This is a genomic window from Microvirga mediterraneensis, from assembly GCF_013520865.1.
In the GTDB taxonomy this organism is placed as follows: Bacteria; Pseudomonadota; Alphaproteobacteria; order Rhizobiales; family Beijerinckiaceae; genus Microvirga; species Microvirga mediterraneensis.
Genome location: NZ_JACDXJ010000001.1, coordinates 4,600,241 through 4,618,974, shown reverse-complemented (window position 1 = coordinate 4,618,974; position 18,734 = coordinate 4,600,241). Strand labels below are relative to the sequence as shown.

General features: G+C 61.6%; 17 protein-coding genes. 11 read left to right on the top strand and 6 right to left on the bottom strand.

The genetic code is table 11. The features are described from left to right. Positions 1 to 16 precede the first annotated feature (16 nt). Entirely contained in the window at positions 17 to 814 is a 798-nt protein-coding gene (locus H0S73_RS21920) for an SDR family oxidoreductase (RefSeq protein WP_181054117.1), read from the top strand. 470 nt (positions 815 to 1,284) lie between these two features. On the opposite strand, the gene nagA is transcribed toward H0S73_RS21920, so the two are convergent. From nagA to H0S73_RS21895, 5 genes are all read right to left on the bottom strand, one after another. Next, positions 1,285 to 2,418 carry an N-acetylglucosamine-6-phosphate deacetylase gene (gene nagA, locus H0S73_RS21915; protein WP_181054116.1) on the bottom strand — a complete coding sequence of 378 codons (1,134 nt, stop codon included), beginning with the start codon at positions 2,416 to 2,418 and terminating at the stop codon, positions 1,285 to 1,287. Beyond that, entirely contained in the window at positions 2,418 to 3,398 is a 981-nt protein-coding gene (locus H0S73_RS21910) for an SIS domain-containing protein (RefSeq protein WP_343058435.1), read from the bottom strand. Before H0S73_RS21910 ends, nagA begins: the two co-directional genes overlap by 1 nt. Positions 3,399 to 3,501: 103 nt before the next feature. Next, positions 3,502 to 5,106, bottom strand: a complete 1,605-nt coding sequence (locus H0S73_RS21905; RefSeq protein ID WP_181054114.1) for a putative N-acetylmannosamine-6-phosphate 2-epimerase — start codon at positions 5,104 to 5,106, stop codon at positions 3,502 to 3,504. 37 nt (positions 5,107 to 5,143) lie between these two features. Then, a complete protein-coding gene (locus tag H0S73_RS21900) occupies positions 5,144 to 6,145 on the bottom strand; it encodes a Gfo/Idh/MocA family protein (RefSeq protein ID WP_181054113.1) in 1,002 nt (333 codons plus the stop codon). After that, the gene (locus tag H0S73_RS21895; protein ID WP_181054112.1) at positions 6,142 to 7,113 is read right to left on the bottom strand and encodes a Gfo/Idh/MocA family protein; all 972 of its coding nucleotides are present in this window, start codon (positions 7,111 to 7,113) and stop codon (positions 6,142 to 6,144) included. Before H0S73_RS21895 ends, H0S73_RS21900 begins: the two co-directional genes overlap by 4 nt. Positions 7,114 to 7,210: 97 nt before the next feature. On the opposite strand from H0S73_RS21895, the gene H0S73_RS21890 reads away from it, so the two are divergent. The 7 genes from H0S73_RS21890 (at position 7,211) to H0S73_RS21860 (ending at position 14,377) form a co-directional block, all read left to right on the top strand. Then, positions 7,211 to 7,933: a FadR/GntR family transcriptional regulator gene (locus H0S73_RS21890; protein ID WP_181054111.1), complete on the top strand. Its 723-nt coding sequence runs from the start codon at positions 7,211 to 7,213 to the stop codon at positions 7,931 to 7,933. Positions 7,934 to 7,945: 12 nt separating this feature from the next. Next, positions 7,946 to 9,529, top strand: coding sequence for an ABC transporter substrate-binding protein (locus H0S73_RS21885; protein WP_181054110.1), 1,584 nt, complete (start codon positions 7,946 to 7,948; stop codon positions 9,527 to 9,529). A gap of 77 nt (positions 9,530 to 9,606) precedes the next feature. Continuing rightward, positions 9,607 to 10,566 (top strand): ABC transporter permease, encoded by a 960-nt coding sequence (locus tag H0S73_RS21880; protein WP_181054109.1) that lies wholly within the window; start codon positions 9,607 to 9,609, stop codon positions 10,564 to 10,566. A gap of 2 nt (positions 10,567 to 10,568) precedes the next feature. Continuing rightward, on the top strand, positions 10,569 to 11,453 hold the full coding sequence (locus H0S73_RS21875; RefSeq protein ID WP_181054108.1) for an ABC transporter permease: 885 nt from the start codon (positions 10,569 to 10,571) through the stop codon (positions 11,451 to 11,453). A gap of 20 nt (positions 11,454 to 11,473) precedes the next feature. Continuing rightward, positions 11,474 to 12,391, top strand: coding sequence for a dihydrodipicolinate synthase family protein (locus H0S73_RS21870; RefSeq protein WP_181054107.1), 918 nt, complete (start codon positions 11,474 to 11,476; stop codon positions 12,389 to 12,391). 4 nt (positions 12,392 to 12,395) lie between these two features. Further along, positions 12,396 to 13,406, top strand: a complete 1,011-nt coding sequence (locus H0S73_RS21865) for an ABC transporter ATP-binding protein (RefSeq protein WP_181054429.1) — start codon at positions 12,396 to 12,398, stop codon at positions 13,404 to 13,406. 2 nt (positions 13,407 to 13,408) lie between these two features. Next, complete coding sequence (locus H0S73_RS21860; protein WP_181054106.1) at positions 13,409 to 14,377, top strand: ABC transporter ATP-binding protein; 969 nt, start codon at positions 13,409 to 13,411, stop codon at positions 14,375 to 14,377. Positions 14,378 to 14,700: 323 nt separating this feature from the next. Here the strand turns inward: H0S73_RS21860 and H0S73_RS21855 are convergent, their stop codons facing one another. Continuing rightward, the gene (locus tag H0S73_RS21855) at positions 14,701 to 15,588 is read right to left on the bottom strand and encodes a LysR substrate-binding domain-containing protein (RefSeq protein ID WP_181054105.1); all 888 of its coding nucleotides are present in this window, start codon (positions 15,586 to 15,588) and stop codon (positions 14,701 to 14,703) included. 142 nt (positions 15,589 to 15,730) lie between these two features. Between H0S73_RS21855 and H0S73_RS21850 the strand changes: the two genes are divergently transcribed. From H0S73_RS21850 to H0S73_RS21840, 3 genes are read left to right on the top strand one after another with little or no spacing between them, the layout of a single operon-like run. After that, a complete protein-coding gene (locus H0S73_RS21850) occupies positions 15,731 to 17,041 on the top strand; it encodes a hypothetical protein (protein WP_343058434.1) in 1,311 nt (436 codons plus the stop codon). Beyond that, a complete protein-coding gene (locus H0S73_RS21845; RefSeq protein ID WP_202049844.1) occupies positions 17,038 to 17,955 on the top strand; it encodes a glutamate/aspartate ABC transporter substrate-binding protein in 918 nt (305 codons plus the stop codon). Before H0S73_RS21850 ends, H0S73_RS21845 begins: the two co-directional genes overlap by 4 nt. Before the next feature lie 38 nt (positions 17,956 to 17,993). Continuing rightward, positions 17,994 to 18,731 (top strand): amino acid ABC transporter permease, encoded by a 738-nt coding sequence (locus H0S73_RS21840; protein WP_181054104.1) that lies wholly within the window; start codon positions 17,994 to 17,996, stop codon positions 18,729 to 18,731. The last annotated feature ends 3 nt before the right edge of the window (positions 18,732 to 18,734 follow it).

Here is an 18,734-nt window from a genome sequence, read left to right as displayed (position 1 = left end):
CGCAGAGGAGCTTCTCATGACCCGCTTCGATCCTTTCTCCGACTTCCGCATGGACGGCCATGTCGCACTCGTCACGGGTGGTGCGCAGAACATCGGTGAGGCCATCGCTCGCACTTTCGCAGGGGCCGGTGCCCGCGTGATGATCGCCGACCTTGATGGCAAAAAGGCGCAAGCGGCGGCAGCCGTCATCGCCGAAGAGAGCGGAAGCGACGTGCGCGGTGTCGCCTGCGATGTCACGGTGGAGGCCGATATCCGGGCCTGTGTGGATGAGACGGTGATGGCATTCGGTGGCGTCTCCACCCTGGTGAACAATGTTGGCTGGGGGCGCGCCTACGACGACCCGCTCGCGGTCTCCGACGAGGATATGATACAGAGCTACAGGCTCAATACGCTCTCGGCCATGCGCATGGCGGCGGCTTGTCGCCCGCATCTGCTGAGAGCTGAGAATGCGACCATCACGAATTCCGGCTCGCTGGTGGGCATACAGCCCGCCTTCGACTTTATCGCCTACTCGGCTGCGAAGGCCGCACTCAATCACCTGATGCTGGGTCTCGCGCACTACTTGGCCCGCGAGGTACGGATCAATACGGTCCTGATCGGCACGGTGCTGACGGAAGGCTATGCCGCGGCAGGTCTGGACGAGAAGGCACAGCATGCCCTGGCCCATCCTGACAACCTCACCGGGCGAGCCGGCACGCCGCAGGACGTCGCCAACGCCTTCCTTTGGCTCGCCTCACGAGCCGGTAGCTGGGTGTCAGGGCAAACTATCCAGGTGCATGGCGGGGGGCGCCGCATCCGGTTGAAGCCGGAATGAGCGAATGTGGATCTCCCGATCCGACTACAGAGCTCCCTATGAATTCGATACTCGTGCCATCTCAAGAGGAATACGACGTGAGTGGCTCACGCGTCCCATCGGGCCATGACCGATGAGTTCATCGCAACTTCCACGCTCATCCGCGAGGATTTTCGCGTTGCGCAAGACATGGTCCTCACGCGCGGTATCAGGAGCCTGCCATGTCTTCTGCTCCATGCAGTCTTGGATTGTGCCTGTCAGGCTATGAAGCCTGACAAAGCGTCTGCGCTGGAGACAGCGGCGGGTCAGGGGAGAGAACCGGCCTTCCACCAGCTTGAGCCAGCAAGCTCTCCAAACGGTGGGACAGGAGACGCTGTCGTCAGGTGACGACGCTCTGCCGGCGCACCAGGGGTTGCAGAGTTTACTACTCCGGTGCGGCGACGGACAACGCCACCGCCAAACCGCAGATCAACTTTAAACTCGCGCCACTACTACTCCATTGTCCCACCGATCCAAGTCTGCCTGACGGTGAGGCTTTCGTCGAGGAGGACGAGATCGGCGTGGTAGCCGGGCGCGATGCGGCCCCGTTCGTGATCGAGCCTCAGGAACCGGGCCGGGATCAGCGAGGCCATGCGCAGCACCGCCGGCAGGGCGAGGCCGAGCCGCTGCACGCTGTTGCGCACGGCGCCCGCCATGTCGAGGTCGGAGCCCGCGAGCGTGCCGTCCGCCGTGGTGAGCCGGCCGTCGCGGCGATGGATCGTGCGGCCGTGCAGGTCGAAGCCGGTCAGATCCGTGCCGGTCACCGCCATGGCGTCGGTCACCAGCATCATGTGCTCCGTCCCCTTGGCGGCGATCGCCACGCGCAGGGCCGCATCGCTCACATGGTGCCCGTCGACGATCAGCCCGCACCAGGTGTCCGGGCTGTCGAGCGCCGCGCCCACCGGGCCGGGATCGCGCCCGGCCAGCGGCGGCATGGCGTTGAACAGATGCGTGAAGCCGCGCAGCCCATGGCGCACCGCCTCCACGATGGTCGCGTAATCGCCCGCCGTGTGCCCGGCGCAGACCAGCACGCCCGCGGCGGCCAGCCGCGCAATCGCCGCCATGTCAACGCGCTCGGGCGCCAGCGTCACCAGGGTGCGGCCCTCGGTGAGCGCGGTGAGGATCGCGAGGTCCTCCTCCTCCAGCGGCCGGATGAAGGCGGGGTTGTGCACGCCCTTGCGCTCGGGGCTGATGAAGGGACCTTCGAGGTGGATGCCGAGCACGCCGGGCACGCGCGCGGCCAGAGCCTGGCGCATCGCCTCCACGGCCTCCGCCATGGTCTCGCGGGTGTCGGTGATGAAGGTCGGCAGCAGGCCGGTGGTGCCGTAGGCGCGGTGCGCTTCGGCGATGGTGCGGATGCCCTCGACGCTGCGCACGTCGTTGTAGAGCACGCCGCCGCCGCCATTGACCTGCACGTCGATGAAGCCGGGCGCCAGCAGGCCCTCGACCTGGCGGCGCGCGATGCCGGCGCCCAGATCCTGCTCCTGCGGCAGGCCGCGGATGCGGCCGTGCTCGATCACGACGGCGCGGCCGTCGAGCATGTGCGCGCCGTCGAAGACGCGGGCTCCCACGAGGGCTGTGGCCATCACACGGTCTCCGTCACCTTGCGCAGGCGCGGCGGGCTGTCGGGATTGCGGCCGCGCGCCAGGGCAATGGCGTTCACCAGGGGATAGAAGCTCTGGATGAGCGCGAGGGGGGCGAGATAGGGATGCGCCTCCTCGCTCCCCGGCAGGGCGAGGCGGGCGCGGCCCTCGGCGGCGCCGGCGACGAGGACGGGCACGCCCCGCTCGGCGAGCTTGGTCACGAGATCGTTGACGCCCCCCCGGGTCTCCTCCCGCTGGCTGAGCAACAGGATCGGGAAGTGCTCGCCCGCGAGCGTCCACGGGCCGTGCATCAGCTCGGCGGCGCTCATCGCCTCGGCGTGGACGCCGGAGGTTTCCTTGAGCTTGAGGGCGGCTTCCTGGGCGACGGCGAAGCCGACGCCGCGGCCGACGACGAACAGGTTGTCGGCATCAGTAAGGGCGGGCAGCGCCGCCGACCAGTCGGTGGCGGCGGCTTTGGCGAGCACGTCGGGCAGGGTGTCGAGGGCATCGAGCAGCGCCCGGTCCTGCGACCAGTGCGCCACGAGCTGCAGGCCGGCGGCGAGCGCGGCGATGAAGGACTTGGTGGCGGCGACGCTCTTCTCGGGGCCGGCATGGAGCGGCAGCACGACCTCGCAGGTGGCGGCGAGCGGCGAGGAGGTGTCGTTGACGAGCGCCACCGTCAGGGCGCCGTCGTCGCGGCCGGCCTGGGCGAGGTTGAGGATGTCGGGGCTGCGGCCCGATTGCGACACGGCGAGGAAGAGGGCATCGCGCATGCGCGGGCGCGCCGCGTAGACGGAGGTCACGGACGGGCCGACCGAGGCGGTGACGAGGCCGGACTGGATCTCGAGCAGGTACTTGACGAAGGTGGCGGCGTTGTCCGAGCTGCCGCGCGCGCAGGTGACGGCAAACGGCGGCGGGGACGCGCGCAGGCGCGCGCCGAGCTCGCGGCACAGCGGCGCGTTGCTCGCAAGCAGACGCGCCACAACCTCAGGCGCCTCAAACGCCTCGCGAAGCATGCTTGTTTCTGTGTTCAGCTGCGTTGGCATCTCACTCCTCAGATACGGGGTCGTCGCAGATTGACCGTGGCTACGCATTAGGCGCGGGCGCACCAGCGGCTGGAGTCGTGTCCGTTTCAAGGGACATCCGCCTTCTGAGAAGATCCGCCGCGCCTAATAGGCCAGCGTCGGCGCCGAGGAGGGCCGGAGCCAGAGAAGGCTTGAGGGCAGAAGGGAAGCGGGACAGAGCTGCTTCAAGACGGGGCAGGAAACCTGCCGCGAGGCCTACGCCACCACCGATCACCATGATCTGTGGATCAAGGAGGGCCTGTAAACCCGGGAGAGTCAGGGCCAGATGATCCACAGCCTCGCCGACGATGCCCTCCGCCCAACTCTCGCCCGCTGCCATAGCGGCGAAAACCGTCTTGGCATCTGCATCATGGCCTTCAGCGCGGGCTGCTGCAGAAATGGCGAAGCCAGATGCTAAATCCTCCAGACGGTGATGGCGTTTCCCCGGAACTGGCACCGGGATCTGGCCGACATGCCCCGCAAGCCCCCCGGATCCGCTCAAAAGCTGACCGCCGACGACAGCCCCTCCGCCAATTCCACTCGATACTGTCAGGAAGAGCAGATCACGCCCTCGGCCCGCACCAAAGCGATACTCGCCCCAAGCTGCAGCTTGAGCATCATTCAAGGCCAGGGCGGGATCACCGAATTGCTCGGCCAAGCATGACACGAGCGGGAAGTCTGCCGGAACGGGTAGGGTCGCTGGATTGACGGCTGTCCAGAGTCCGTTCCTGATCAGACCCGTCACGGCGGCCGCGACACCATCATACTGTCCGCGCCAATCCCGCGCGACATCTGCGGCCGCTTGCAGCCATGCCTCCGCTCCATCGGCGGGTAGCGTCGGCACTTGCCGCCGCTCGAGGATGCGGTCTTTCAGGACCAACGCCACGGCCGTCTTGCTGCCGCCGATATCGATTGCGAGAACCGGCCTTGCTGGAGCGGCTTCGACGGCAATCGCATCAATGAACCATCGTGTGATATGCTCCGGCCGGGTGATGGCAGAGCCGACAACAACCGCTGCGGCTCCTGCGCGTATGGCCGCGGCCGCGAGACGGGGCTCGTTGTAACGGCCTTCGGCAAGGACCGGTTTGCCGAGTCCACAGGCTTCCCACACCAACCTGATATCAGGCGTTCGCGGTGGTGGAGCCACGTCGGTATAACCGGACATGGTGGTGCCGATCAGGTCTGCACCAAGCGCGCTTGCGTTTCTCGCTTCGGCGATCGTCGCGATGTCGGCCATCGCAAGGCAGCCCAGAGAATGGATCTTCTCGATCAACGTCCCGACCGCCACGGGTCTTGGTCTATCCGTGGCATCGAAGGCGATAATCGCCGCGCCGGACTCGGCAAGGGCGACGACGTCCTCAATCCAAGGCGTGATGCGGACCGGCGTTTCCGCGAGGTCACGCTTGACAAGGCCGATGATCGGAATCGAGCAGGCAGCAGCAACCGCGGCAACGTTGGCCACGCCCTCGATCCGAAGTCCGCGGGCACCCGCATCTTGGGCGGCCAGTGCGAAGCGCACGACGGATCCGGAATCGTCGAACGGGCCCCCAGGAACAGGCTGGCACGAGACGACCAGTCCGCCCTTCAATGCTTCTGTGAGCGCTGTGGCCGCAGGTTGAAATGTCATGACTGTTCCGGACCTTCGTGGCGTGTCGAGTGAGGCGTTACACCAGCGTAGTGGCAGCGATAGGAACCTCGCGCCGACTGCCGCTGGCCTGATGAGCCGCCTCGATGCAGGCAACCACATGGCGTCCATAGGAACCGGTAACCGGGGAGGGCGTATCGTTGATGATGCTGGCGGCGAAGGCTTGCCACTCGCGCGCCACGGCTGCGCTCATCCAGTTCGGCTCGATGGAGCCCGGAACCGGCGTCCAGACGCCGCCTTGGCCTGTGGAGACCCCATGATCGAAATCGATCCGGATCGTGCCTTTCTCGCACACAAGATCCATAGCGAACGTGACCGCACCGTCCCGGTAGCCGACGCTGGCGACCTGACCGATCCGGTCGTTCGCAAAGCGCAAGCCGATCAGGGCCGCATCATCGGCCTCCTGTTCGTGGAAGTAGGTGCCGGCCATCGCCGTGACTCCAGCCACCGGCTGCCCCATGAGCCAGATCAGCCGATCGAGCGCGTGAATGCCGGCCGTCATCAGCATCCCGCCCCCTGATGCACGGTTGAGATGCCAGGGCCGCCGGTTGCTCTCCATCCACAACTTGATCATCCAGCTTGAACCCAAAACCGGAGCGCCGAGCTTGGCCGAGTCGATGATCTCCTTGGCTCTGAGACAGGGTAGGGCGAAGTGCATCACGTGCCCAATCATGAGCTTGACGCGTGTTGTCTCTGCGGCCGCGAGCATGGTGTCGCAAGCAGACAAGCTGGGTGCCATAGGCTTTTCCAGCAGAATATGCTTTCCGGCTTGGGCGGCCGCGATGGTGATTTCTTCGTGGAGGTGGTGTGGCGTGGCGATGAGCACGGCATTGACCATCGGATCGTCCAGCAAGGCCCGCCAGTCGCCGTAACTCTTGCCACCATGTTCAGCCGCAAAGGCGGCGGCTGCGTCTGCGTTCTCCCGACAGGATGCGACGAGCCTGACCTCGTCGACCTCGGTCATCGCGCGGGCATGAACCGCGCCGAAGTGACCCGCCCCGATAATTCCTACACCGATCATGCCTTCGCCTTCTCATATGCGGCATCGATGACCTCCATCGCTGCCAAGTAATCCTCAATGCTGACGGCCGGGCGCTTGCCCGAGCGAAGCCGGTCGAACGTGTCGGCCATGAACAAGCGGTAGCGCGTGCTAGGATGTTCAGGGGCGAGCATGCGGATGCTCCTGTCGTCCAGGGTCGCGCACTGCGCCGTCTCGCCTCGGTCAATCAGGTAAGCGTTGCCCGTAGCGATCCGCCACTCGAAGTCCCCGCCCGGGGACATGGAGGCGAAGGTGTAGCCAGCCTCGACTGTGAAGAGCGTTCCGGCATCGTCACACAGGACCACATGGGCATGGTCTTCGACCGGCTCGTCGTGGATGCGATTGGCGACCGAGGCTGAGACGATGCGCAAGGGGCCCTGAGCGAGCGAGACGGCTGCATCGATTCCGTGAATGCCGAGGTTTCGCAGCGCTCCGCCGCCTCCGATTGTCGGATCGAGCATCCAGTCGACCCCATCGTCGCGATAGCGTTGAGGAGGTCCGTTGACGATCCGGAAATGACCGTAGGCGAGCTCGCCGAGGCGGCCATCCGTCTCAAGCGCAGCCATCGCGCAGAAGACAGGTCCGAAGCGGTTCGGGAGGGGCACAGCAACAAAGCTGCCGTGACTTTGGGCAGCCTCGACGATCCGCAGCAACTCCTTGGTCGTCGAGGCTGCGGGCTTTTCGAGGGCCATTGGGATGCCAGCGGAAATGACTTTCAGAGCGAGGTCTGGAACCTTGTCTGGCGAGCCCATGACAACCGCCAAGTCGGGCTTTCTCTCAAGCGCCTGTTCGACGCGGTCACAAACCGAAACGCCATGGATGCCAGCAAAGTCGGCTCCTCTTTTAGGGTCGGCGTCCCAAACATTTGTGACCTCGCCGTCTGAGAACCTGACCGCATCCAGATGCATCGCGGCGTGCCAATGACTTACGCCTAGGAGACAAACCCTCATATGACAAACCTATTCAGTTGCCCACTTGATGGATATCCTACAAGCTGATATGCAGCAAGCCGGATTCTGTGTTTCACAGCAGCGAGCGGAGTGAACAATGTCTGGCCTGAGAGGCATCAAGCCCTTGACCAAGCCCCCCTCCCTGCACGTGACGGTGCAGGAGAGCCTGCGCGGCTATATCGAGGACAATCAGCTCAAGGCCGGGGATGCACTGCCGCCCGAATCCTTCCTCGCTCAGCAGCTCGGCGTGAGCCGCAACTCCGTGCGGGAAGCCATCAAGGCGCTTGAGTCGGTAGGGGTCCTGGAGACCCGCCGCGGGATTGGCGTCTTCGTGAAGGAGTTCTCATTCCAGCCGCTCCTCGACAATCTCGCCTATGGTCTTGGTGATACCCTGAGGGACGTCGAGGAACTTCGCGAGCTGCGTCGCGTCCTGGAAACCGGCCTCATCCACAAGACGGTCGAGATGATTGGTGAGGAGGATCTCACCGCTCTGCGCCAGGTAACGGAGCGCATGCGCCAGCGCGCCGAGCGAGACGAGAGCTTTGCCGAGGAGGATGAGCAGTTTCACCGTCTCCTCTTTCGATGCCAGAACAACCGGATGCTCACCGGTTTGATCGAGATCTTCTGGCGAGCCTTCTACAAGGCTTCCAACTTTGCCAATCTTGCCAACTCCGACCCGCTCTCGACGTGGCGCGACCATCACGAGATCGTCGAAGCGGTCGCGGCGCGCGATATCGAACGAGCCCGGGAGAGGCTCGACAGACATTACGAGGGCATTCTCGATGTGATCGCCAACAACAAAAAGTCGACCAACGGATAACGGGAGGAAACGATGCAGCTGAAGACATTGAAACGAGCTATCTCCATTGCGGGGCTGATTGGGGCCGCAGCCCTGACCACTTCGGTAGCCGCTCAGGAACAGAAGACCATCACCGGTGGCTTTGACGTTGGTCCAGGCGGCTTTCAGGGTAACTTCAACCCACTCGCGGCGACAGGCGGTTTTACTTGGCTCAACGTCTATTTTGAGCCCCTGGTCAATTATAATGCCGACCTGACAGCGATCGAGGGCGCTCTCGCTACCGAGTACACCGTCAACGCTGACAAGACCGAGTACACGTTCAAGCTTGCCGCCGAAACCTGGCATGACGGCAAACCCTTTACCTCCAAGGACGTCAAGTTCACGGTCGACCTTGCCAAGAACGGCGAGACCGGAACGGTTTTTGCCGCCCGCCTTAATGCGATCTCCTCCGTTGAGACACCCGATGAACGTACGGCGATCATTAAGCTCTCGCGTCCGGATGCCGGGTTCCTGGCGACGCTGACGAAGCTCATGATCCTGCCCGAACATGCGCTTGCCGGCACAACGCCGAAGGAACTGGCGACCAGCACGTGGTGGGCGACCAAGCCGGTTGGAACCGGACCATTCAAGTTCAAGCAGTACGTGACAGACCAATACGTCGAACTCGTCGCCGATGACGATTACCGCCTTGGCCGCCCGAAGGTGGACCGAGTGATCAACCGCTACTTCAAGAACACCGCCGCAGCCGTCGCGGCGCTGCGGGCAGGCGAAATCCAGTTCACCTATGTCGAGCCCGATGATGTTCCTGCGTTCAAGAGCAACAAAGAGTTCAAGGTCATCGAGGGGCAGTCCTTCGTCGTCAACTATCTCGGCTTCAACCAGCAGGTTCCGCTCTGGAAGGACGTGCGGGTGCGCCAGGCCGTGATGCACGCTATCGATCGACAGGCGATTATCGATAGCCTTTATGGGGGAGCTGCAACGGCCGCCAACTGCGGCTATGTCGCCAAGCAGCTTGTCCCGGAGGGTTTGAGCGCGTACGCCTACGACCCGGCCAAGGCCAAAGCTCTTCTGGGCGAAGCCGGATGGGACAAGGTTAACGGCAGCAAGCCGATCACTTGGCTCACCTACTACAATACGCCACAGGCTGCCAACGTCATGGCCGCGGTACAGGCCATGCTCGCGCAGGTCGGCATCAATGTGGTGCCGCGCGTGGTCGACACGCCGACCTACAACGGCATCATCTATGCCGCCAACCCCGATTTCAGCCAATTTCCGCTGGTCTACGCCGGCCTACAGAATGGGCCCGATCCGTCCGGCCTCAATATCGGTTTGAACGCAGCGCAGAAGCCCCCTGCGGGGGCGAACTTCCTGCGCGTCGACATGCCGGAGCTGACCAAGGCGTTTGACACCGCACTCGCCGAGACCGATCCGCAGCAGCTCAACAAGCGCTACCAGGATGTATGCAAGGCGATGAACGCCAATCTCCCTTGGGCTACCATGTGGGTTGCCAACCGCTACGGCGTCGCTTCAGCGAAGCTCAAGGACTTCGTCTGGGTACCTGCTCCCGCCGGCGGACCTTATAACGCCCACCCAGAGAAGTGGTCGATCGAGAAATAAGCTCATCTGTCAGAGCAAAAGGGGAGGGCGGCTTGCGCCTGTCAAAGCTGCCTTCCCAAAGTCAAAAGGGCATTCTCATGCTGCCATACATCCTGAGGCGCATCGCCACCGGCCTGTTGATGCTCGTTGCCCTGAGCATGCTCGTCTTCGTCCTTCTTCGTTTGGCGCCTGGCGATCCGATTGATGCCTATATCAACCCCAACGTTGCGATGTCCCAAGCGGAAATGGACGCGTTGCGCGTCCGTCTCGGCTTCGACCAGCCTCTGCCCGTCCAGTATCTGGCATGGCTGCGGGCTGCGGTTACCGGCGATCTCGGCTATTCGATCCAGCGCAGCGGCGTGAGGGTTCTGCCCCTCGTGCTGGAGCGTATAGGTCCCACGGTCCTGCTCATGGCCGCCGGGCTTGCCCTTGCAATCGTGGCCGGCATAGCGACGGGGGTTCTCAGCGCCGTCAGGCGAAATTCTTCGACTGACATCGGCTTCTCCGTCATCGCCTTCCTGGGCATTTCGAGCCCGGCCTTCCTGACGGCGATCCTCGGGCTTTACCTATTCTCGGTGGTCCTCCGCTGGGCACCTTCCGGCGGCATGCTAACCCCTGGCGCCCCCTTCTCACTTGGTGATCTCCTGTCTCACCTCGTTCTGCCCGCGTGCCTTCTCTCCATTGGCCATGCAGCGCTGATCATGCGCTATATGCGCGCGTCGCTTATCGAGGTTTTGAACCAGGATTATGTTCGCACCGCCCGAGCGAAAGGTGTGAAGGAGTTCTGGGTCATCATGAAGCATGCGGTTCGTAACGCACTCCTGCCGGTGGTTACCCTCATCGGGTCGACCATCGGCATCGCTGTAGGCGGCGCAATCTTCATCGAGAGCGTGTTCAACTGGCCGGGCATGGGCCTGCTGCTGATCAATGCTGTCGACACACGCGACTACCCGGTCATTATGGGGGCTACGCTCATCATCGGAGCCTGTGTCATTGTGGTCAATCTCCTCACTGACATCGCCTATGCGGCTGTCGACCCTCGTATCCAGGTAGCCTGACGATGAGTGCCGCGACGATCGACGTTTCTGCCAAGCATAGGGGGCCTACCGCTCGGGCCCTCGGTCGGTTTATCACCAATCGAGTGGCCTTGTTGGGATTACTGGTCCTCCTCATCATTCTCACCGCAATCCTGACCTATCCGCTCTGGTGGTCCTACACACCCAACCAGATCGACCTGAGGGCCCTCAACAAGAGCCCCAGCGCCAGTCACTGGTTCGGGACGGATGGGGTCGGGCGCGATATCCTCGCGCGCCTGATGCAGGGCGGTCGGACATCGCTCCTCGTTGCTGTCACATCAGTCGGAGTTTCATTGGTGATCGGCTTTCTCGTGGGTGCCGTATCGTCCTTCAGCGGCCGGTTGGCTGACGGCGCCATCATGCGCTTCGTCGACCTTGCCATGACGCTTCCGCCGGTGATCCTGCTGCTTGTTCTCGCCTCAATTGTCGGCACGGGAATTGTCCCGACAATCGCCGTCATCTCGTTGCTGTCCTGGCCCGTGCTGTCACGCATGGTCCGCGCCCGCCTTCTCGAGCTGCGCGAACGTGACTTCGTCGTCGCCGCCCGCGGCATGGGAGCCGGGATGAGGCACCTTCTGTTCCGGCACGGTCTTCCAAACTGCATCGACATCCTCGTGGTCTACGCAACCCTGCAGATCGCCAATGCAATCCTGCTCGAGGCGGGCCTCTCCTTCCTCGGACTCGGTATCGCTCCCCCGGAGGCCAGCTGGGGCAACATGCTGAACGCCGCCCGCTCTACCAGCGTGCTCGAGCAGTATGTCTGGCAATGGATGTTCCCGGGCGCAGCGCTCGTCATCACGGTACTGGCGATAAACTTCGTGGGCGACGGCCTGCGAGACGCCTTCGACCCTCGCTCAGATCTTAAATAACCGACCACCAAAGGCTCATCATGACTACTTTTCGCGGCGTCGTTCCTCCCGTTGTCACTCCTCTAACCGAAACCTACGAGGTCGACTATCCGTCCTACACCAAGGTTCTGGAACATCTCATCGCAGGTGGCGTGCATGGCCTCTTTGTTCTCGGCTCAACGAGTGAGGTGATTTTCCACGACGAGGCAACCCGGCGTCAGATCCTCGAACACACCGTGAAAGTGGTGAACGGACGCTTGCCGGTTTTGGCCGGCGTCATCGATCCGACGACGGACCGGGTCATCGGCCACGCCAGAACGGCGCAGTCGATCGGGGTAGATGCAGTGGTGGTGACCGCTCCCTTCTATACCCGCACGAGCCAACCGGAGGTCGTCGACCATTTCCGTTACGTGCGTGAAGCAATTGATCTGCCTGTAATCGCTTACGATATTCCGGTCTGCGTGCACACCAAGCTGGAGAGGAAGACGACAGTGGCTCTGGCCCGCGAAGGAACGATTGCAGGGCTCAAGGATTCGAGCGGCGACGACGGCAATTTCCGATTTTGCCTGCTTGATCTCATGGACCAACCCGACATCTTCCTCATGACAGGCTCCGAGATCGTCGTCGATAACGTCCTCCAGATGGGAGCCCATGGCGTAGTTCCCGGGCTCGCGAACGTGGACCCTCACGGCTACGTACGGCTGTGGGACCATGCTCAAGCCGGAGATTGGGAGGCCGCGCGCAAGGAGCAGGAGCGCCTGTGCCGGCTTTTTGAAATGGTCTGGGTTTCATTGCCACGCACCAGCGCGGGATCGGCGGGAGTTGGTGCCTTCAAGACTGCGATGCACGCTCTCGGCATCATTGCCACCAACACGATGGCCCGGCCTCAGCGATCGCTCAATGCCGAGGAAGCCACAAAGGTGGAGGCAATCGTCCGTGCTGCTGGGCTCGCGAGCTGAAGCCATGCATGTCACCCCGATCCTGGATATCTCCGGCTTGAAAACGGTATTTCGCATCGGCGGACGTCCGGTGGCCGCCGTACAGGATCTGAACCTGACGATTAAGCCAGGCGAAACCCTGGCACTGGTCGGGGAGTCCGGATCGGGCAAGTCCGTCACCAGCCTGTCGGTGATGGGCCTTCTACCGAGAGGAATGGGGCAGGTGGCTGAGGGTAGCATCCTGTTTCGGGGCAAGACAGGACAAACTCAGGACCTCACGCAGCTCGATGCCGAGGGTATGCGGCAGATCAGAGGCAATGACATCGCCATGGTGTTCCAGGAACCTATGACGAGCCTGAACCCGGTTTATACAATCGGCGAGCAGATCGCCGAGCCTATGCGTATTCACCTCGGGCGGAGCCACAAGGATGCCGCGGCTGCCGCGATCAAACTCCTGGCCGATGTCGGCATTCCCGATCCCGAGCGGCGCGCCGATCAGTATCCGCACGAGCTCTCAGGCGGCATGCGCCAACGTGCCACCATCGCGATGGCGCTTGCCTGTGATCCGGTGCTCCTGATTGCCGATGAGCCGACCACCGCGCTCGACGTGACGATCCAAGCCCAGATTCTCGACCTCCTGCAGAAGCTGCAAGCGGATCGGGGCATGGGGATCCTGTTCGTCACTCATAACCTGGGCATAGTGGCGGAGATCGCTGATCGGGTGGCTGTGATGTATGCCGGGCGTATCGTCGAGACGGGCATGGTGGCCGAGGTGTTTGCACATCCACGTCATCCCTACACGATCGGTCTGATGCGGTCGATCCCGAAGCTGGGAGAAGCAACCGCATTGAAGCTGCAAGGTACTCCACTGCCGACGATTCCAGGATCCGTGCCAAGCCTCGTTCAGCTTCCGAACGGCTGCTCCTTTGCACCACGATGCCTCTATTCGATCGACGCATGTCGGGTCGATGTCCCGCCGTTATATGAAACCGGCAACAGCCAGAAGAGCCGCTGCATCCGATGGAAGGAAGTTTAGGTATGGAACAGCCGCTGCTCTCAGTCAGGGGGCTGACCAAGCATTTCAAGCCAATGGGCTTTTCCCGCAGATCCGTCGTTCGCGCGATCGAGAATGTCTCCTTTGATGTGCCACGCGGAACGGTCGTCGGCCTCGTAGGTGAGTCAGGCAGCGGCAAAACCACAATTGGACGCTCTGTTCTGCGCTTGATCGAGCCGACGTCCGGTGAGGTTCGCTTCAATGGCATCGACATCACGAAGCTCACAGCATCTCAGATGCGTCGGCAGCGCAAGAGCATGCAGTATATTTTCCAGGATCCATTCGCGAGTCTGTCGCCGCGTATGACCATCGGACAGATCCTGACCGAAGGACTTGAAATCCAACATGTGGGAACGGTCCAGGAGCGGATACAGCGCGCCAGGGCGACACTTGCCGCCGTCGATCTGCCAGCCGATGCCTTTGACCGCTACGCGCATGAGTTCTCGGGTGGGCAGCGCCAGCGTATTGGAATCGCGCGAGCGTTAGCGCTCGAACCTCAGCTAATCGTAGCAGATGAACCAGTTTCGGCACTCGATGTCTCGATCCAAGCTCAGATCATCAATCTGCTGCGCGGCCTGCAGGTTCGCCTCGGATTGACGATGCTGTTCATCTCGCATGACTTGGCAGTCGTCGAATACATCTGTGATACGGTCATCGTGCTCTACCTGGGGCGCATCATGGAAATTGCGCCGAGCGAGAAGCTCTATGCCGATCCGCGGCATCCGTATACGCGGGCGCTGCTCTCGGCGATCCCGTCTCCGGATCCCGCCAGAGCCCGTACTCGGCAGATCCTAAAGGGGGATATTCCAAGCCCTGCGAATCCGCCTTCCGGGTGTGTGTTTCGTACCCGTTGCCTGCACGCGGTTGAGCAATGTGCGGCAATGGTGCCCCCCCTCGAAGAGGTTTCTCCTGGTCACTTCAAGGCCTGCATCCGGCACGATGTGAGTGGGTAACGGAGTAATCGAGGCGTCAGGTCCGGAGGTTCATGGATGGAGTAAGGAAGATGTCTTGCCGCAGCCAAACGCGCTATATTGTGAGTGACCGGTTCCAGCGTTGAATATCAGATCTCGCAATAATGAGGTCCCGGCCTCCAAGGTTGGAGGTACAACTGCATCCGCCCCGCTTGGCCAATGCGCCGTCAGCAATCACCTTGCCAGAAGGGCGGCGCCCGGACATGGCAGTTCCCTTTTTCTGCACCAAGATCACAAGGCGTTCTGACGGAGTGGATCGTAAATTCCGGCTCGTCCGTGCATCAGATCGACGAAGGAGAACGCGTCTAAGCGATCGTATCTGCAAGTAGACGGGAAAAGGCCTCGCCTAGAAGTGACGGGGCAAGCGTCATGGAGCGGACCAGCGATACATCGACACGAATTGAGGGACGCAGTTCCTTGATGACCAGCCCTTGGGACATGGTGTTCGCGATGTACGGATTGACGATGCCGACGCCTACCCCTGCCACGACGAGCGCGCAGATGGTAATCGAGGAGTTCGTCTCGACCACGATGTTCTCTGGAGCGCCGAGCCCGTTCAGCAGTTCACGCATACGGATCACGATGTTGTCCGAATCGTTGAGCAGGATCATCTGATGCCTGCGCAGTTCTTCCAAATCGACCCAGTCTGAACACGCCAGTGGGTGATTCTGCGGAACGATGCAGACGGCTGAGGTCGTCGTCAGGATGCGGGTTTCGAAGATCGATGGGTCCACATCGCCCGTGGTCACGGCAAGGTCGATCAGGTTCTGGTTCAGCAGCTCCGCAAGCTGAGGCGTCGGCAGGGTCTGAAGCCCAACGAAGGTGCCAGGGAATTGGGCCAGGAAACGCTTGATCACCTGCGGCAGCAGGCCCGTGGCCAAGGTTGAGGTGCTTCCTAGGCGCAGAACGCCGGCGCCTGACTTGCGCAGAATACCGACAGCCGTCTCAATCTTCTCAAGCCCTTCGAAATTCCGCCGGACGGATTCATAGAGCTGGCGCCCCTCCCGAGTAGGCCGGAGCCGTCCGTGGTGGTGCTCGAACAGCTTGAGTCCGGTCGCACGTTGAAAATCTGCGAGCTTTCGGCTGATCGACGGCTGCGTCGTGTTCAGTGCTATTGCGGCAGTGGTGGTCGTGCCGGTCTCCATGACGGCCTTAAAAGCTTGAATTTGTTGAAAACTATAAGGTTTGGACACCCGCTCGCACCTTGGGAATTACGATCCTAACTATATCAAATGTGCATAGATATGTGTCAACAAAGTATTTTTCAGCATTCTCAGTCGCTACTAGGTTGGCCGTCAGCAGGTCCAATATGACGTGCTGACCAATGAGGCATCTGTGAATTCTACCCTTGAAACGTCGAACAAAGCCCTGAAGCCAGCCCGGCCCGTACTCCGTGTTGGCAACGATGCGGGACATCACTTCTTTGGTTACTACGACAAGACCAATTGGGGCGCACAGGATCGATTGCTGCTTGGTCATCGCGTCCCGGCACGTGACTTCGTGATCAGGGCAGATTCAGTTGCCGAGATCGGCTATTTCAATATGGCCGGCGATGGTGCCTTTCATGTCATAGGTGCAACGACCGCCTGGAACTGGCAGATGGGAAGCCAGCTGCAGTGGCTGGATGCTGCGAGCAGCCGACGGCTGATCTACAACGTGCGTGCAAAAGGCGGCCTGTATCCAGGCTTTGGCGCGGTCATCCACGACCTGGATACTGGAGAGCCGCACGAACTCGACGCGCCCATCTATGTCGCGGCGCCGAATGGCCGCTATGCCCTGACGGTCGACTACGAGCGGCTCTACATAACACACAAGACGATTGGCTATGTCGGGCAGGATGGCGCGAAAAGCGACCTGCCGCTGTGTCCCCCTGACGACGGCATCCACCGGGTCGATCTGGAAACGGGCGAGGTTCGGCAGCTGATCAGCTACGCGGAGCTGAAGGCACTCGATCACAGGCCCTCGATGGACCGGGCAATTCACTGGGTCAGCCATATCGAGATCAACCCGTCCTCGGACCGGGTCCTTTTCCTGCATCGCTGGACCGAACGGGTCGAGGATGAAACCTGCTTCCTGCATCGCCTGATCACGATGGATCCCAACGGCAACGACGTGCGCATCCTGGAATGCTCGGATCACCCGCTGCCGCAACTGGCCGAGGATTTCGATCCGAGCCAGGTAGGCACCTTCGATTACGAAAAGTCAGAATACCAGATTTCACACCCCTTGTGGCGGGATGATCGCCATATCATCGTCTGGGGACCGCATGACGGCGCGATCCATTATCATCTTTACGAGGACGTTCGTCCGGCTCGGGTGACGATCGTCGGGGACGGGATCCTGACGGAGAATGGTCACATGACCTATTCTCCGATCAACAAAAGATGGCTTCTGACGGATACCTACCCGGATCCAGTGACGAACGAGCGAGCTCTCATCCTTTTCGATGTCGAACGGAACGTGCGTCACGATGTCGGAATCTTTTATGCCGATCCGCACTTGACCAAGGAAAACCGCTGCGATTTGCATCCACGATGGAGCCAAGATGGTCAGCGCGTCTGCATTGACTCGATGCACGAACACGAACGGCAGATGTACGTGATCGATGTGTCCGCAATACTGAACAACAAGGGAAAGACCGAATGAAGATGGCGATTGCAGGATACTTCGCGAGTGTCGCAGCGGCCGCGGTGATCAGCGTCGGCGCAACGGCCGCTCACGCACAGACGGCAGGGTTGGACGGCACCCTGGCGAAGGTCGCGAATGACGGCGTCGTCGTGGTCGGATATCGCGAGGCATCGATCCCGTTTTCTTATTACGACGATGGAAAGAACCCAATCGGATACTCCATGGACGTCACAAGCGCGGTCATCGAGCAGATTAAAGCAAGGATCGGACGCGCTGATCTGGAGGTCAGGAAACTGCCGATCACGTCCCAGAATCGCATCTCGCTTCTGCAGAACGGGACCATCGACTTCGAATGCACGACCACGACCCATAATGAGTCGCGCGAGAAGCAGGTTGATTTCACAAACAGCATCTTCGTCGTGGGCACACGGCTGATGGCGGCAAAGGACTCGGGCATCACCGATTTTCCCGATCTCAAGGGGCAGAACGTCGTCGTCGGCGCGGGGACGACCTCGGAAATCCTGCTGCGGAAGATGAACGCCGAGCAGCAGATGGGCATGAACATCGTCAGTGCCAAGGACCATGCTGAGTCCTTCCTGATGCTGTCGACCGGGCGCGCCAAGGCTATGATGATGGATGATGCGCTTCTGGCCGGCGAGCGGGCGAAGGCGAAGGATGCTTCCAAGTACGTCATCACCGGCACGCCGCAGTCCCGTGAAAGCTATGGCTGCATGGTGCGCAAGGGCGATACGCAGATGAAGCAGCTTCTGGACACGACGATAGCCGAACTGCAGACCTCGGGGAAGGCCGCTCAGATCTACCAGAAGTGGTTCATGTCGCCGATCCCGCCCCGCGGCCTCAACCTCGATTTTCCGATGTCGGATGATCTCAAGAGTCTGTTCGCTCAGCCCAACAGCAACATTCTGAACTGACGGAGTGTGGCGGCCGACTGAAGCGGGGAACCAAAATTATGACCTATAACTGGAGTTGGGACGCTCTGCTGCAGCCGGTCGCCACAGGAGAAAATTCGACATATCTCGGCTGGGTCATTGACGGGCTCATCGTGACGTCGGCGCTGACGATAGCGGCATGGCTGCTTGCGCTTCTGCTTGGCACCACGCTCGGAATTGTCCGGGCGTGGCCAGACCGGGGGGGCGACGTGATCGGCGCAGTCTATGTCTCGGTCTTTCGAAATGTTCCCCTGATCGTGCAGTTCTTCATCTGGTACTTCGTTGTGCCCGAGATCTTGCCGACCGCTATCGGCGACTGGATCAAGAGCATCGCGCCCATGACCCAGGTCTTCGTCATGTCGGTGCTCGCTCTCGGCTTCTTCACCAGCGCCCGCATCTGCGAGCAGATGCGGGCCGGCATCGGATCGCTATCGCGCGGTCAGATCCAGGCGTCCCTCTCTCTCGGCTTCACGACACTACAGAGCTTTCGCCATATCCTTTTGCCGCAAGCCTTCCGGAAGATCCTCCCGCCATTGACGTCGGAGTTCCTGATCATATCGAAAAACTCGGCCGCCGCCTCCACGATCGGACTGTTGGAACTGAGCGGGCAGGCGCGTCAATTGGTCGATTATACCGCCCAGCCTTACGAGTCCTTCATTGTTGTGACGGTCGCTTACATGCTGCTCAATTTCGTCATCCTGCAGGTGATGAGTCTGGTCAGGCGGCGCGCAGCTCTCCCTGACATGATGAGAGGATAACGG

What these genes read in the sequence shown, in the direction of transcription:
- H0S73_RS21845 (WP_202049844.1), top strand. Translation starts at nt 17,038, where the DNA reads ATGAAGATGGCGATTGCAGGATACTTCGCGAGTGTCGCAGCGGCCGCG.
- H0S73_RS21895 (WP_181054112.1), bottom strand. Translation starts at nt 7,113, where the DNA reads ATGAGGGTTTGTCTCCTAGGCGTAAGTCATTGGCACGCCGCGATGCAT.
- H0S73_RS21875 (WP_181054108.1), top strand. Translation starts at nt 10,569, where the DNA reads ATGAGTGCCGCGACGATCGACGTTTCTGCCAAGCATAGGGGGCCTACC.
- H0S73_RS21870 (WP_181054107.1), top strand. Translation starts at nt 11,474, where the DNA reads ATGACTACTTTTCGCGGCGTCGTTCCTCCCGTTGTCACTCCTCTAACC.
- H0S73_RS21900 (WP_181054113.1), bottom strand. Translation starts at nt 6,145, where the DNA reads ATGATCGGTGTAGGAATTATCGGGGCGGGTCACTTCGGCGCGGTTCAT.
- H0S73_RS21890 (WP_181054111.1), top strand. Translation starts at nt 7,211, where the DNA reads ATGTCTGGCCTGAGAGGCATCAAGCCCTTGACCAAGCCCCCCTCCCTG.
- H0S73_RS21885 (WP_181054110.1), top strand. Translation starts at nt 7,946, where the DNA reads ATGCAGCTGAAGACATTGAAACGAGCTATCTCCATTGCGGGGCTGATT.
- H0S73_RS21860 (WP_181054106.1), top strand. Translation starts at nt 13,409, where the DNA reads ATGGAACAGCCGCTGCTCTCAGTCAGGGGGCTGACCAAGCATTTCAAG.
- H0S73_RS21905 (WP_181054114.1), bottom strand. Translation starts at nt 5,106, where the DNA reads ATGACATTTCAACCTGCGGCCACAGCGCTCACAGAAGCATTGAAGGGC.
- H0S73_RS21920 (WP_181054117.1), top strand. Translation starts at nt 17, where the DNA reads ATGACCCGCTTCGATCCTTTCTCCGACTTCCGCATGGACGGCCATGTC.
- H0S73_RS21880 (WP_181054109.1), top strand. Translation starts at nt 9,607, where the DNA reads ATGCTGCCATACATCCTGAGGCGCATCGCCACCGGCCTGTTGATGCTC.
- H0S73_RS21840 (WP_181054104.1), top strand. Translation starts at nt 17,994, where the DNA reads ATGACCTATAACTGGAGTTGGGACGCTCTGCTGCAGCCGGTCGCCACA.
- H0S73_RS21865 (WP_181054429.1), top strand. Translation starts at nt 12,396, where the DNA reads ATGCATGTCACCCCGATCCTGGATATCTCCGGCTTGAAAACGGTATTT.
- nagA (WP_181054116.1), bottom strand. Translation starts at nt 2,418, where the DNA reads ATGGCCACAGCCCTCGTGGGAGCCCGCGTCTTCGACGGCGCGCACATG.